General features: G+C 48.2%; 14 protein-coding genes. 13 read left to right on the top strand and 1 reads right to left on the bottom strand.

Translation table 11 applies throughout. The annotated features are described in order from the left end of the window. Window positions 1-203 precede the first annotated feature (203 nt). From AB4Z29_RS06425 to AB4Z29_RS06370, 12 genes are all read left to right on the top strand, one after another. On the top strand, window positions 204-479 hold the full coding sequence (locus AB4Z29_RS06425; protein ID WP_183559859.1) for a hypothetical protein: 276 nt from the start codon (window positions 204-206) through the stop codon (window positions 477-479). A 150-nt stretch (window positions 480-629) separates the two neighbouring features. Next, entirely contained in the window at window positions 630-1,655 is a 1,026-nt protein-coding gene (gene hrcA / locus AB4Z29_RS06420) for a heat-inducible transcriptional repressor HrcA (protein WP_441942239.1), read from the top strand. Between the two features lie 59 nt (window positions 1,656-1,714). Then, window positions 1,715-2,275 carry a nucleotide exchange factor GrpE gene (gene grpE / locus AB4Z29_RS06415; protein ID WP_441942238.1) on the top strand — a complete coding sequence of 187 codons (561 nt, stop codon included), beginning with the start codon at window positions 1,715-1,717 and terminating at the stop codon, window positions 2,273-2,275. 70 nt (window positions 2,276-2,345) lie between these two features. Continuing rightward, a complete protein-coding gene (gene dnaK, locus AB4Z29_RS06410) occupies window positions 2,346-4,175 on the top strand; it encodes a molecular chaperone DnaK (RefSeq protein WP_441942237.1) in 1,830 nt (609 codons plus the stop codon). Window positions 4,176-4,279: 104 nt separating this feature from the next. Further along, window positions 4,280-5,416: a molecular chaperone DnaJ gene (gene dnaJ / locus AB4Z29_RS06405; protein WP_441942236.1), complete on the top strand. Its 1,137-nt coding sequence runs from the start codon at window positions 4,280-4,282 to the stop codon at window positions 5,414-5,416. A gap of 107 nt (window positions 5,417-5,523) precedes the next feature. Further along, a complete protein-coding gene (locus AB4Z29_RS06400; protein ID WP_441942235.1) occupies window positions 5,524-5,679 on the top strand; it encodes a YfhD family protein in 156 nt (51 codons plus the stop codon). Then, the gene (locus tag AB4Z29_RS06395) at window positions 5,679-5,885 is read left to right on the top strand and encodes a hypothetical protein (RefSeq protein ID WP_441942234.1); all 207 of its coding nucleotides are present in this window, start codon (window positions 5,679-5,681) and stop codon (window positions 5,883-5,885) included. The genes AB4Z29_RS06400 and AB4Z29_RS06395 overlap by 1 nt, the downstream gene beginning before the upstream one ends. A 229-nt stretch (window positions 5,886-6,114) precedes the next feature. Beyond that, window positions 6,115-7,113, top strand: coding sequence for a 50S ribosomal protein L11 methyltransferase (gene prmA, locus AB4Z29_RS06390; protein ID WP_441942233.1), 999 nt, complete (start codon window positions 6,115-6,117; stop codon window positions 7,111-7,113). Then, window positions 7,113-7,787 carry a site-2 protease family protein gene (locus AB4Z29_RS06385; RefSeq protein WP_441942232.1) on the top strand — a complete coding sequence of 225 codons (675 nt, stop codon included), beginning with the start codon at window positions 7,113-7,115 and terminating at the stop codon, window positions 7,785-7,787. Before prmA ends, AB4Z29_RS06385 begins: the two co-directional genes overlap by 1 nt. 119 nt (window positions 7,788-7,906) lie before the next feature. Next, window positions 7,907-8,683, top strand: coding sequence for an RsmE family RNA methyltransferase (locus AB4Z29_RS06380; RefSeq protein WP_441942231.1), 777 nt, complete (start codon window positions 7,907-7,909; stop codon window positions 8,681-8,683). Window positions 8,684-8,688: 5 nt separating this feature from the next. Continuing rightward, a complete protein-coding gene (gene mtaB / locus AB4Z29_RS06375; RefSeq protein ID WP_441942230.1) occupies window positions 8,689-10,080 on the top strand; it encodes a tRNA (N(6)-L-threonylcarbamoyladenosine(37)-C(2))-methylthiotransferase MtaB in 1,392 nt (463 codons plus the stop codon). A gap of 115 nt (window positions 10,081-10,195) precedes the next feature. Continuing rightward, window positions 10,196-10,627, top strand: a complete 432-nt coding sequence (locus tag AB4Z29_RS06370) for an NUDIX hydrolase (RefSeq protein ID WP_441942229.1) — start codon at window positions 10,196-10,198, stop codon at window positions 10,625-10,627. Here AB4Z29_RS06370 and AB4Z29_RS06365 read toward each other — a convergent pair. Continuing rightward, entirely contained in the window at window positions 10,624-11,607 is a 984-nt protein-coding gene (locus AB4Z29_RS06365; RefSeq protein ID WP_441942228.1) for a Na/Pi cotransporter family protein, read from the bottom strand. The genes AB4Z29_RS06370 and AB4Z29_RS06365 overlap by 4 nt on opposite strands. A 106-nt stretch (window positions 11,608-11,713) precedes the next feature. On the opposite strand from AB4Z29_RS06365, the gene AB4Z29_RS06360 reads away from it, so the two are divergent. Next, window positions 11,714-13,075 (top strand): class I SAM-dependent rRNA methyltransferase, encoded by a 1,362-nt coding sequence (locus AB4Z29_RS06360; protein ID WP_441942227.1) that lies wholly within the window; start codon window positions 11,714-11,716, stop codon window positions 13,073-13,075. Window positions 13,076-13,091 lie beyond the last annotated feature (16 nt).

Raw genomic sequence — 13,091 nt, 5'->3', positions numbered from 1 at the left:
AGCGCTGCGACGAACAGCACATATAAGTAACCATTAAGCCGTTGCTCACTGGCTAGAGCAACGGCTTAATCGTTTTTAGTAACCTGTCGACCACATGATTCGTGAAGTTAAAGTTGGCTGGCCAAACGAGTTTAATAGTAAAATGATGCGTTTTGGTATATAGTCTTTATAGGTGTTTATTGTAATATAGAGGAGAAATAACGATGAGTGAAAAGAAGGATCAAGTGACAACGGTGGAAGACAAGCTTCAGCACGTGACAACGGTATTGCTTAAGAAGTGGGCGGGCTTCAGCGGTTTTTACGGCTTTAAGGCGATGTCGTTGGACGAGTTATTTGCGCTGCTAAACACAAATGGCTGGAAAGTGATTATAGATGACACAGCTGCTCCAAATCGGACCGTAGAGCTGTATCAAGGCGAGACTCGGGTCAGGAAAGAGAAGTTTGCTGTAGACGAAGCAGGCAGAGTTCATAAAGTATAACGGATTTGGGCACACAAAAATGCCGAACCGACTTGACAATCGACAAGCTGGTTTGGTATTTTTGTATTATTGATTAGCACTCGATTGTATTGAGTGCTAACGATGGGAAACCGTAATAACGGAAATGACAGTTATACAGGGGGTATTCGAATGCTGACGGAACGACAACGGATGATTTTGCATGCGATCGTGGATGATTATATACGCTCGGCTGAACCAGTCGGCTCACGCAGTATTTCGAAGCGCGGAGACGTTGGATTCAGTCCAGCTACCATACGCAATGAAATGGCGGATCTAGAGGAGCTGGGATTTCTGGAGCAGCCGCACACGTCAGCCGGACGTGTCCCATCAACTAAAGGCTACCGTTATTATGTGGACCATTTAGTAAAGCTAAGTGAAGTGGATGAAAACGACATTGGCATGGTTCGTTCGTTCGTAACGGATAAAATGAACCAAATGGAACAGGTCATACAGCAAACGGCGATGATTTTGTCGAATTTAACCAATTACACATCCATTTTACTAGGACCGGAAATGTTCAGTACGTCGCTTAAGCATTTCGGATTGATACCGCTGGATCAAACCTCGGCAGTGGCAATCATCGTGACGAATACGGGGCATGTTGAAAATCGCACGATCTCTATTCCAGAAGGCATTAAGATGGATGAAATGGAGAAGGTCGTGAACATTTTGAACACAAGGCTGGTTGGCGTTCCGCTCATCCGTCTTAGGTCGAAGCTTTACACCGAAGTTGGGCAAGAGCTTGAAAGGCATGTTGAGCATTATGAGCAGCTGCTTCAGGTGCTGGACCATGCGCTCCAAAACGAAGATGAGCACCGGATCTTCCTTGGCGGGACGACGAACATGCTGACCCAGCCGGAATTCAAGGACGTAGACAAAGTTAAAACGATTTTGGATTTGCTTGATGAGACGCCAGCCATAATGAAAATGTTTACCGGCCTGCCATCAGGTATACAAGTACGTATCGGGACAGAAAATGACCATAAGGCAATTAGCGATTGCAGTCTGATTACGGCAACCTATGCCATTGATGGTCAGTCGCTGGGAACGATCGGCATTCTAGGACCCACACGAATGGAATACGGCAAAGTCATCAGTCTGCTGGATATCATTTCCAAAGATATGGCGGTGCTGCTTGGCCGCTGGTATAAATAGATTTTATGCCGAAGCTTTTGATGCCGCGTTTACTTCGTAACTTTTAAGGAGGTGATTGCATGAGTACGAAAGAGCAACACAATGAAGCGGCTGAGGCTGCGGAAGAAACCGTATCTGCTGAGCAATCGGAGCAGGTTATCGAGGAATCAGAGTTAGAGGTTCTCGAAGCAGACTCGCGCTATGCTGAGCTAGTGAAGCAAGCGGAAGAAAATCAGCAGCGTTTCTTGCGCGCGCAAGCGGATTTTGATAATTTCCGCCGCCGCACATTGAAAGAAAAAGAAGAACTCGGACAGTATGCGTCGATGAAGCTAATCGGCCAGCTGCTTCCGGTTGTAGATAATTTTGAACGCGCAGTTGCCGCAGCTTCTGTCAATGGCGATTTTGAATCGCTTGCGAAGGGCGTGGATATGATATTCCGTCAGCTGGAGCAAACGCTCGAGCAGGAAGGCCTTAAGGCGATGAACGTTGTCGGCGAGCCGTTCAATCCTGATTTCCATCAGGCTATTATGCAGGTTGAATCTGATGAGCATGAGGAAGGCATCGTGGTTGAAGAGGTGCAGAAGGGTTACATTTTGAAAGACAAGGTGCTTCGTCCTGCGATGGTTAAAGTAAGCAGCTAAACAGCTATAATGATTAACGAACATAATGAGATCCACCAAAATACAAATCGATGTAGGAGGAACTATAGCTATGAGTAAAGTAATTGGTATTGACCTTGGTACTACAAACTCTTGCGTAGCAGTAATGGAAGGCGGCGAAGCCGTTGTCATTCCTAACCCGGAGGGCAACCGTACGACACCTTCCGTAGTAGGCTTCAAAAAGGATGGCGAGCGCGTTGTCGGTGAAACGGCAAAACGTCAAGCTATCACAAACCCTGACCGTACAATTAGCTCCATCAAACGCCATATCGGTACGAATCACAAAGAAAAAATCGACGATAAAGACTATACGCCGCAAGAGATTTCTGCAATTATTTTGCAAAAATTGAAAGCAGACGCGGAAGCATACTTAGGCCAAACGGTTACACAAGCGGTTATTACGGTACCAGCTTACTTCAATGACAGCCAGCGCCAAGCAACAAAGGATGCGGGTAAAATTGCGGGCCTTGAAGTATTGCGTATCGTCAATGAGCCAACGGCTGCTGCGCTTGCATACGGCCTAGAGAAAACAGAAGACCAAACGATTCTTGTCTATGACCTTGGGGGCGGTACGTTCGACGTATCCATCCTTGAGCTGGGCGATGGTTTCTTTGAAGTTAAAGCGACTAGCGGCGACAACAAACTCGGCGGCGACGATTTCGACCAAGTGATCATCGATCACCTCGTTGCTGAATTCAAGAAAGACCAAGGCATTGACCTTTCCAAAGATAAAGCGGCAGTTCAACGTTTGAAAGATGCAGCGGAAAAAGCGAAAAAAGAGCTTTCTGGCGTTCTGACTTCAGCTATTTCGCTTCCATTTATTACAATGGTAGACGGCGTTCCTCAGCATTTGGAGCTCAGTCTTACTCGTGCGAAGTTTGAAGAGCTTGCGGCTTCTCTTGTTGAGCGTACGCTTGGACCAACTCGTCAAGCGCTTAGCGATGCTGGCATGTCTTCAAGCGACATCGACAAAGTCGTTCTAGTTGGCGGATCGACTCGTATTCCTGCCGTGCAAGAAGCAGTTAAAAAGTTGATCGGCAAAGAGCCGCATAAAGGCGTTAACCCGGATGAGGTTGTTGCGCTTGGCGCAGCTGTTCAAGCGGGCGTTCTGACAGGCGATGTGAAGGACGTTGTTCTTCTTGACGTAACGCCATTGTCCCTTGGTATCGAAACGGCAGGCGGCGTGTTCACGAAGATGATCGACCGCAACACGACGATTCCTACTAGCAAATCCCAAGTGTATTCCACTTATGCGGATAACCAGCCTGGCGTAGAAATCCACGTTCTGCAAGGCGAGCGCTCCATGGCTGCTGGCAACAAAACGCTTGGCCGCTTTACGCTGAACGATATTCCTCTAGCACCGCGCGGCGTGCCGCAAATCGAAGTTACCTTCGATATCGATGCCAACGGTATCGTTAACGTATCGGCGCTTGATAAAGGAACAGGCAAGAGCCAAAAAATTACGATTACTTCTTCAAGCGGCCTAAGCGAAGATGAAATCAATCAAATGATGAAAGACGCTGAGCTGAACGCGGAAGAAGACCGCAAGCGCCGTGATCTTGTAGAAGCGAAAAACAACGCTGACCAATTGATCTACTCCGTTGACAAAACAATTAAAGATCTTGGCGATAAAGTTGACGCTGGTGAAATCGACAAAGCAAATGCTGCTAAAGAAAAATTGACAGCTGCACTTGCTACGGATGATCTAGAGCAAATCAACAAAGCGGCTGAAGAGCTTACGGAAATCGTTCAACAGCTTTCTGTTAAGCTATATGAGCAAGCTGCGCAAGCGGGCGAAGGCGCAGAGCCTGATGCTGGTCCTTCTAAAGGCAAAGATAATGTCGTGGATGCCGATTATGAAGTGGTTGACGACAATAAATAAAGAGTAGCGAGCGAGAGGTCAAAGACAGGCGCTACCTGGCTTTGACCTCCTTTCGCGCGTTTTTGCATTAGGAATCATAGGATATATAGCGGAGGTGAGAACAGGTGGCAAGCAAGCGCGATTATTATGAAATACTCGGCCTCGGCAAAGATGCTTCGGCTGAAGAGATCAAAAAGTCTTACCGCAAGCTCGCGCGGGAGTTTCATCCCGACGTAAACAAAGCGGCTGATGCGGAGACGAAGTTCAAAGAAGTGAAGGAAGCGTATGACGTCTTAAGCGACGATGGCAAACGCTCAACATATGACCGGTTCGGCCATGTAGATCCGAACCAAGGCATGGGTGGCGGCGGAGCCGGCGGTGATTTCGGCGGCGGCTTTGGCGATATTTTCGACATGTTTTTTGGCGGTGGAGGCGGCGGACGTCGTGATCCGAATGCACCGCAGCGCGGCAATGATTTGCAATATACAATGACGGTTGAGTTCAAGGAAGCCGTGTTCGGCAAGGAAACGGAAATTACGATTCCACGTACCGAAACCTGTGATACTTGTCACGGTGACGGCGCTAAGCCTGGTACAAAGCCTGAAACCTGTTCGGTATGTAAAGGCAACGGTCAGCAAGAAGTTGTCCAAAACACGCCGTTTGGCCGTATGGTCAACCGCCGTGCATGTACGAACTGCAGCGGCACCGGCCGTGTAATTAAGGACAAATGTTCGACTTGCCACGGCGCGGGTAAAGTGAAACGCCAACGCAAAATCAATATCCGCATTCCTGCGGGCGTAGACGACGGAGCTCAAATCCGGATGACGGGTGAAGGCGAAGGCGGTTTGCGCGGCGGTCCTGCTGGGGATTTATACATTGTCATTCGCGTGAAATCGCATGAATTCTTCGAACGGGAAGGCGACGATATTTATTGCGAGGTGCCGCTGACGTTCGTTCAGGCTGCGCTTGGCGATGAAATCGAAATTCCGACTTTGACGGAGAAGGTTAAGCTTAAGGTGCCGGCTGGAACGCAGACCGGAACGTATTTCAGGCTTAAAGGCAAAGGTGTTCCGAAATTGCGCGGGTATGGTCAAGGCGATCAGCATGTAAAGGTTACGATTGTAACGCCAACAAGCTTGACTGACGATCAGAAGGAACTGCTGCGTCAATTCGGCGGTTTGAGCGGCGATTCGGTAGCGACCGATCAAGAGCATCATGAATCCATATTCGATAAGATGAAAAAGGCGTTCCGGGGTGAATAACCCGGTCCGCCTTTTTTTTCTTTATCGGCTTGTATAGTTCAGGGCGGACAAACATATTCTATTCGGGTAGGAAAACCATACATCTACAAGACCGGAGGGAATCAACGATGACGGAACATAACAGCCTGGAGAAAGAAAATTTCGGAAATTTACCGGTTGGTAAAAACGAAGATGTAGAATTTTCTGAGGAAATCGCGGACGAAGCAGATCGTAAAGCTGCCCAGCGTGCTGCTGAAGCTGACGCCCGCAATGAGCAGGCATAATGAGTGAAATTGAAATTCAAGCGAGCTTCGAGGGTGAAGGTGCGGCTCAAGAGGCATGGAGAAAGCTGCAGGCCTTGCGTGTAGTCGAGGTTAGCGGATTGCCTGCCAGCGGACTGCTGACAGCAACGGTAGATGAGTCAGTTGCTGAGCGAGCGCTCCACCTCATAAGTCAAATAGGCGGCAATACCCATACAAGAATGAACTAACGACAAATAGACTGCAGGCACCCGCCCGCAGTCTATTTGTCATTGCTGCTTGTACTTCAAGACAGCCAGCTTCTTGCGCAGCAATTAACGAATGAAGTCGGCTGCGCCAAATTTTGTGTAAAACCACACTCTGGTGTACAATAGATGTTAGGTTTTTATAGCGAAACGATTGTCTGGCCAATTGCGGCTGCAGGCGGCCGTTTACGATTGTTACTGGAGGATATTACATATGAAATGGCATGAAATTACAATCTCAACAACAGAAGAAGCGCAAGAGATGATATCTAACTTTTTGCATGAGCTCGGAGCTGGCGGCGTATCTATTGAAGAGTCGGGAACGCTCAGTAAGCAGCGTGATACTTCGCTTGGACAATGGTACGAGCTTCCGCTTAATGATATTCCAGAAGGTCAAGCGATTATAAAGGGTTATTTTAATCAAGACACGGATATGGATGAGCTTATCGCAGCCATTCGCCCTCGAGTAGAAGAGCTTCGTGAATTCGATATCGATCCAGGTACGGTGGAATACTCCGCGCTCGTCATCGATGAAGAAGATTGGGCTACTGCTTGGAAACAATATTTCAAGCCGCTCCGCATTTCGGAGACGCTTACGATTAAACCGACATGGGAAGTGTACGAAGCAGGTCCGAATGAACGGATTATCGAGTTGGATCCGGGAATGGCTTTCGGCACAGGCACGCACCCGACGACTGCGCTTTGCTTGCAGACGCTTGAAACGGTAATCCGCGGCGGCGAAGAAATGATCGATGTCGGAACAGGCTCAGGCATTCTAGCGATTGGCGCTTGCCGCTTAGGCGTGAAAAGCGTACTCGCGCTGGATCTTGATCCTGTTGCCGTATCAAGCGCAACCGAGAATGTGAAGCTTAATGAGCTGTCGGAGCAAGTCGAAGTCAGATTGAGTGATTTGCTAGGCGTAATTAAAGAAGGTCAATCGGGCGATGCTAGCGGATCTATGCAGCTGACTACTGCGGTTAAGGTACCAGTTGATTTGGTCGTTGCCAACATATTGGCTGAGATTATATTGCTGTTTGTAGACGATGTGTACGAATCCCTTAAACCGAACGGTATTTATATTGCATCAGGCGTATACAAGAACAAAGAAACCGATGTGGAAGAAGGCTTGATCCGTTCTGGATTCGAAATCGTCGAGAAACGCCGCGATGAAGACTGGATTGCATTCATAGCGAGAAAGCCGCAGGTGACTTAATGGACTTGCAGAGCTTTTTACGTTATCCATTAGAGGAATTACCTTTTTTACTAATTGCAATCGCTATTGGTTTTACAGTTCATGAGTTTGCGCACGCCTATAGTGCTTACAAATTCGGGGACGATACGGCTTATAAAGCTGGACGGGTAACTTTAAATCCCCGAGTGCATTTAGATATTTTAGGGACTTTGTTGCTTTTAATAGCGGGGTTCGGATGGCCAAAGCCAACTCCTGTTAATCCTAGCAACTTCAACAACCCAAGATTAATGGGAATTATTGTTACGGCAGCTGGACCAATAAGCAACTTGCTAGTAGGTATCATTTCTGTATTTATTATCATTGGAATTGGTGCTTCAGGCATTCTAGATAATAGCTCTGTTGGGGTAGTAAGTGCAATAAGCCTTGCGTTTAACTATATCATTTCCATTAATTTTCTATTGTTTGTATTCAATTTAATTCCTCTCCCGCCACTCGATGGCTATCGCATAGTCGCGGATCTAGTACCGTTTAAGGTGCGTTTAAAGATGGATGAATATTCACATTGGGGTATGTATATTTTCCTGCTCATCGTCTTTATTCCGCCGCTTCGTAGAGTTACAATAGACCCGGTTTTGGGACTATCTAGTGATCTGATAAAAAATACGGTATTAATAGCTAATCATATTTTCAATTAAAAAAAATTCACCCCTTCATTTGAATTCACATTATTGGGAGTCCTTTACAATAGATTTCAAACGGGCTTGCATGGTATTATGAAGGATGGAATTTGTTTAAGGGTGGTTGAAAAAGGACGATGCAACGATATTTTATAGCGGCGGAGCAGTTTGGCGACTCCGAAATTCGATTGGTAGGCGAGGATGCGCATCATGCGGTTCGTGTCATGCGGTCGAAGCCCGGCGATCAGTTTATTGTTAGTGACGGACAGTCGCGCACAGCTTTAGTGGCTGTACTTGAAGCTGCTCCAACGCTTATTACGGCAGAAATTGTAGAGCTGCTGAGCGCGGACAGTGAGCCGAAATGGGCGATAACGATCGCGCAAAGCTTGCCTAAGGGCGACAAAATGGAGCTGGTCATTCAAAAAGGCACGGAGATTGGCGCTTATGCTTTTGTTCCCTTTCAATCAGAGCGCATGATTGTACAGTATGACGCCAAGAAAGAAGCGAAGCGGATTGACCGTTGGAGCAAAATTGCAAAGGAAGCAGCTGAACAAGCGCATCGCAGCCGTATACCTGCAATTGAAGCGCTCCATAGCTGGCGTGAGCTGATCAGGTCGATAGCCGAATACGATCTGGCGTTATTTTGCTACGAGCGAGAGGGGCATCTGGCTCATGGAAGAGGCGTACGCTCTGTCGTTAGCGAGTGGCGTGCCAGCGAAGCTGCTGTACACAGTCCAAGGGTCCTGCTAATTGTCGGCTCAGAAGGCGGCTTTACCGATCGTGAAGCAGCAGAGGCCGAAGCAGCAGGAGCCGTCTTAGTCGGGCTTGGCAGAAGAATACTGAGAACGGAAACAGCGGGTATCGTAGGATTAACCTGCTTATTATATGAATCAGGAGAAATGGGAGGAGCGTAACAACTATGCCAACAGTCGCATTCTATACGCTGGGCTGCAAAGTGAACTTCTATGACACAGAAGCGATCTGGCAGCTATTTAAAAACGAAGGTTACGAGCAGGTTGATTTCGAAGCGACTGCCGATGTGTATTTAATTAATACGTGTACGGTAACGAATACGGGAGACAAGAAAAGCCGTCAAATTATTAGACGGGCTGTTCGCCGCAATCCGGATGCTGTCATTGCGGTAACGGGCTGTTACGCTCAGACTTCTCCTGCGGAAATTATGGCAATCGAAGGCGTGGATCTCGTCATTGGCACGCAGGACCGCGAGAAAATCATGAGCTTCGTTGATCAAATACAAGGCGACCGCAAACCGGTTAATGCCGTACGCAACATTATGAAAACGCGTGATTTCGAAGAGTTGGACGTACCTGATTTCTCAGAGCGCACTCGGGCATTCCTAAAAATCCAAGAGGGCTGCAACAATTTCTGTACGTTCTGCATCATTCCTTGGTCACGCGGACTATCACGCAGCCGTGCGCCGCAAAGCGTGCTGGAGCAAGCGAAGCAGCTCGTGGCTTCCGGCTATAAAGAAATCGTATTAACCGGTATCCATACCGGAGGCTACGGCGATGATATGGAAAACTACAATTTGACCAGCTTGCTTTGGGATTTGGACAAGGTGGAAGGGCTGGAGCGCATTCGTATCAGCTCGATTGAAGCAAGTCAAATCGATGATGCCATGATCGATGTGTTGAACCGCTCCAGCAAAATGTGCCGACATTTGCATATTCCTCTCCAAGCAGGCGAAGACTCCGTATTGAAGCGTATGCGCCGCAAGTACACGACGGCAGAATTTGCTGCTAAGATCAAACGGCTGCATGAAGCGATGCCTGGCGTTGCGATTACAACCGATGTGATCGTAGGGTTCCCAGGCGAGACGGAAGAAATGTTCGAAGACGGCTTGAGGTTCATGGAAGAGATGAAATTTGCCGAAATGCACGTCTTTCCTTATTCGAAGCGTACGGGAACACCGGCAGCGAGAATGGATGAGCAGGTCGATGACGAAATTAAAAATGAACGTGTGCACAAGCTGATCGATTTATCCGAAAAGATGCAGCTTGCATATGCAAAGCAATATATAGGTCAAGTGCTGGACGTCATTCCGGAGCGGGATTATAAAGGAGCACCTGGAACGGGCTTAGTTATGGGCTACACGGACAATTATATCCAAGTCGTGTTCGACGGTACGGAACAATTGATCGGTAAGCTATGTCGTGTCAAAATTACCGAGGCTGGTGTCAATGAATGCCGCGCGAAGCTGGTCAGAGTATTGGACGATAAACCGCAAGAAGCCATCGAATCAGAGCTGCACAGCTTTGTGTTGGAACGTCCAGAAGCGATAAGAGCATAAACGCAGCTCGAATAAATGCGGGGATTCCTTTGTTCAACGATTCCTTTCGAGGAAACGATGGAGGAATCCTTTGCTGCATATATAACTTCATTTAGGCTGCAAGGGGGAAACGGAGATGAAAGAAATTTCAGCAGGCGGTGTCGTTTATCGCCGCAACGAGGAAGGCAAGCTGCAAATTCAGCTCATTCAGGACCGATATGGGAAGGTTTCGCTGCCCAAAGGAAAAATGGAAGCAGGGGAAACGATTGAAGAAACCGCTTTGCGAGAAATCGTGGAAGAAACGGGCCTTGAAGGGGTGATCATCGCTCCGATTGACCAAATAAAATACCAATATGAGCATGATAAGTTTGGAAAAGTAGATAAAGAGGTCCATTATTATTTGGTCGAAGCTGTAGGTGGCTCTCTACAAGCACAGGTTGAGGAAATACGAGGTGTGGATTGGTTTGATCCGAAAGAAGCCTGGAAGCGGCAAAAGCAGTCCGGCTACGACAACAATCACCGCATCGTGGCCGGGGCTTTTCATTTGCTCGGTTTGCAAACGGATTAGGTGTGCTTGGACAGTGGCTCCAGCTTCCTAAATATACCGAGATAACAAAATGGGAGTGCAATTAAGGAACTCAAAACGTTGAATATCGTCTGTGTGTGCGCAATCTGAGTGGCGTTGGATGAAGAAATCCACGCCGAGAAGGTTTCGAGCTCGCCGATAAAAGGCATAAACAGCAATGCGCCTCCGGCGTTCAGTACGACATGCGACCAAGCTACGTATTGCCCAGCCTTTGTGCCTCCAACGGAAGCAAGCAAAGCTGTTGCGCAGGTTCCGATATTTGCACCAAGCACAACCGCGATGCCCAGCTCGATTGGCATGGCTCCAAGTGTCACGAAGCCCATTATGATACCGATCACTGCTGCACTGCTATGTACCGCTGCCGTAAGAATAGCGCCAGCAGCAAGGCCCCACCAGAGGCTGTCATCCGCTTTGTCAAGAAACCATGTAAAAAAGGTGCTTTCTTGTACAGCGGGGCCAACACCTTGCATCATAGCCATTCCGGTCAACAATAGTGCGAAGCCGCACAGGACGACGGATGAGAAGCGAAGCGAGGTAAGCCAGCTTGCGCTGCGGATAGCGGGAAACCATTTTAATTCACCAAATATTGCAGTTGTCAGCCATAACCCAATTGATATGATTAATAGGGGCAGGGATAGCTTATTCAAGTTTAGGCCGATGAGCTCGGTCGTAATGCAAGTACCGATATTTGTACCGAGAATGATGCCAAGCGTACGCGGGAAAGTTAACAGGCCGGCATTAACCATGCCGATAGCTATAACCGTTACAGCGGTGCTGCTTTGCAGGAATGCTGTCGTAACGGTACCAATCGCTAGCCCGTGGATGGGTGTTGCTGTGGATCTTTCGAGTATTCGTGTCAAATACGGACCGGCCATTCTGTGAAGCGCAAGCTCCATCAGCTTCATTCCGCTCATAAATACGGAGAAGCCAAGCAGCATGGGAATAAGAATCGTCTGAACCATTAGTGAGCTCCTTCAAGTTGATTTCGTATTAGAACCGTATGTATACATATGCTGCAAAAAAGACAAGCATGACAAGCAAGTCCAGTTGAGGGGAAGCGAGAGAAACGTGAGCAATCCAAAAATATTTTTGCAAAAAGCTAGAAAAAAAAGAGTGGAGCAAGGCCATCCTTGGGTATTCGCAACGGAGATAGACCGCTTGGAGGGCGAAGCGAAGCCTGGAGATCTGGTAGATGTGGTTAACCATCAGGGACGGTACCTTGCAACTGGCTATTGGAATCCAAAATCGCAAATAACAGTTAGAGTGGTTGCCTATGAGCCAATCGCTGAAATGGATGCCGAATTCTTTCGCAACCGCCTCCATCAATGCCAAGAGCACCGTCGCCGCTTTGTTGCGGATGCCGATTGCCGTCTCGTTTACGGTGAGGCTGATTTCTTACCTGGCCTTGTGGTCGACCGCTTCAATAACGTTTTGGTGCTGCAGCTGTTGACACTCGGAATGGATATCAGGAAAGAGGCGTTAATTGAGGCGCTCGTTGACGTGTTCCAACCACTTGGCATCTATGAGCGCAGTGATGTCGGTGTACGCTTGCTTGAAGGTCTGGAGGAGCGTACGGGAACACTCTATGGGAGCTGCCCCTCCATCCTTGAAATTGAGGAGAACGGCTTGAAGCTGGAGGTTGATATCGTCGAAGGCCAGAAAACAGGCTATTTTTTCGATCAGCGTGAGAACAGAGCAGCAATCGCTCCGCTGATGACAGGCTGGGGCGGCCGCAGCGGCATTCGCCTCGTTGACGAGCAGGATGGAGAAACGGTTAGATCGGTGCCGGTTAACGCGAATGGCAAAGTCGTCACCTTTCCTTATTGGGATGGAGCATCCGTGCTGGAATGCTTCGCACATACAGGGAGCTTCACGCTTCATGCCTGCAAATACGGAGCCAAGAAGGTGACTTGTCTGGATGTCTCCGAGCATGCGATTGAAACGGCTAAGAGGAATGTCGAACGCAACGGGTTCACTGAGCGTGTTGAATTTGTAGTTGCCGATGCCTTTGAGTATTTGCGAGCTCAAGTCAAAGGAATCGATGAGCGGAAGCAACGGGGACTTGGCGGTGTCGATACTTCCAAGAAGCTTGACGGTGCGGCAGGACGGACTTGGGATGTCGTCATTCTTGATCCGCCAGCGTTTGCCAAAACCAAAAGCGCGGTGCCTGGCGCATGCCGCGGCTATAAAGATATCAATCTGCAAGGTCTAAAGCTTGTGAATGAAGGCGGATATCTTGTTACAGCAAGCTGCTCATACCACATGCGCCCTGAGCTGTTTCTGGAGACGATTCAAGAAGCAGCGATAGATGCCGGCAAGCAATTGCGGCTCGTTGAATGGCGTGCGGCAGGAAAAGATCATCCACAGCTGCTCGGCGTTAACGAAGGCCATTACTTGAAATTCGCGATATTTGAGGTTAGAAGTAAATAATTACAAGTTATCGAAA

This window comes from Paenibacillus sp. 2TAB23 (assembly GCF_052115165.1).
GTDB lineage: Bacteria > Bacillota > Bacilli > Paenibacillales > Paenibacillaceae > Pristimantibacillus.
Note: the sequence above shows the minus strand (reverse complement) of the source record. Positions and strands in the feature narration are given on the sequence as shown.

What these genes read in the sequence shown, in the direction of transcription:
- AB4Z29_RS06425 (WP_183559859.1), top strand. Translation starts at nt 204, where the DNA reads ATGAGTGAAAAGAAGGATCAAGTGACAACGGTGGAAGACAAGCTTCAG.
- hrcA (WP_441942239.1), top strand. Translation starts at nt 630, where the DNA reads ATGCTGACGGAACGACAACGGATGATTTTGCATGCGATCGTGGATGAT.
- grpE (WP_441942238.1), top strand. Translation starts at nt 1,715, where the DNA reads ATGAGTACGAAAGAGCAACACAATGAAGCGGCTGAGGCTGCGGAAGAA.
- dnaK (WP_441942237.1), top strand. Translation starts at nt 2,346, where the DNA reads ATGAGTAAAGTAATTGGTATTGACCTTGGTACTACAAACTCTTGCGTA.
- AB4Z29_RS06400 (WP_441942235.1), top strand. Translation starts at nt 5,524, where the DNA reads ATGACGGAACATAACAGCCTGGAGAAAGAAAATTTCGGAAATTTACCG.
- AB4Z29_RS06395 (WP_441942234.1), top strand. Translation starts at nt 5,679, where the DNA reads ATGAGTGAAATTGAAATTCAAGCGAGCTTCGAGGGTGAAGGTGCGGCT.
- prmA (WP_441942233.1), top strand. Translation starts at nt 6,115, where the DNA reads ATGAAATGGCATGAAATTACAATCTCAACAACAGAAGAAGCGCAAGAG.
- AB4Z29_RS06385 (WP_441942232.1), top strand. Translation starts at nt 7,113, where the DNA reads ATGGACTTGCAGAGCTTTTTACGTTATCCATTAGAGGAATTACCTTTT.
- AB4Z29_RS06380 (WP_441942231.1), top strand. Translation starts at nt 7,907, where the DNA reads ATGCAACGATATTTTATAGCGGCGGAGCAGTTTGGCGACTCCGAAATT.
- mtaB (WP_441942230.1), top strand. Translation starts at nt 8,689, where the DNA reads ATGCCAACAGTCGCATTCTATACGCTGGGCTGCAAAGTGAACTTCTAT.
- AB4Z29_RS06370 (WP_441942229.1), top strand. Translation starts at nt 10,196, where the DNA reads ATGAAAGAAATTTCAGCAGGCGGTGTCGTTTATCGCCGCAACGAGGAA.
- AB4Z29_RS06365 (WP_441942228.1), bottom strand. Translation starts at nt 11,607, where the DNA reads ATGGTTCAGACGATTCTTATTCCCATGCTGCTTGGCTTCTCCGTATTT.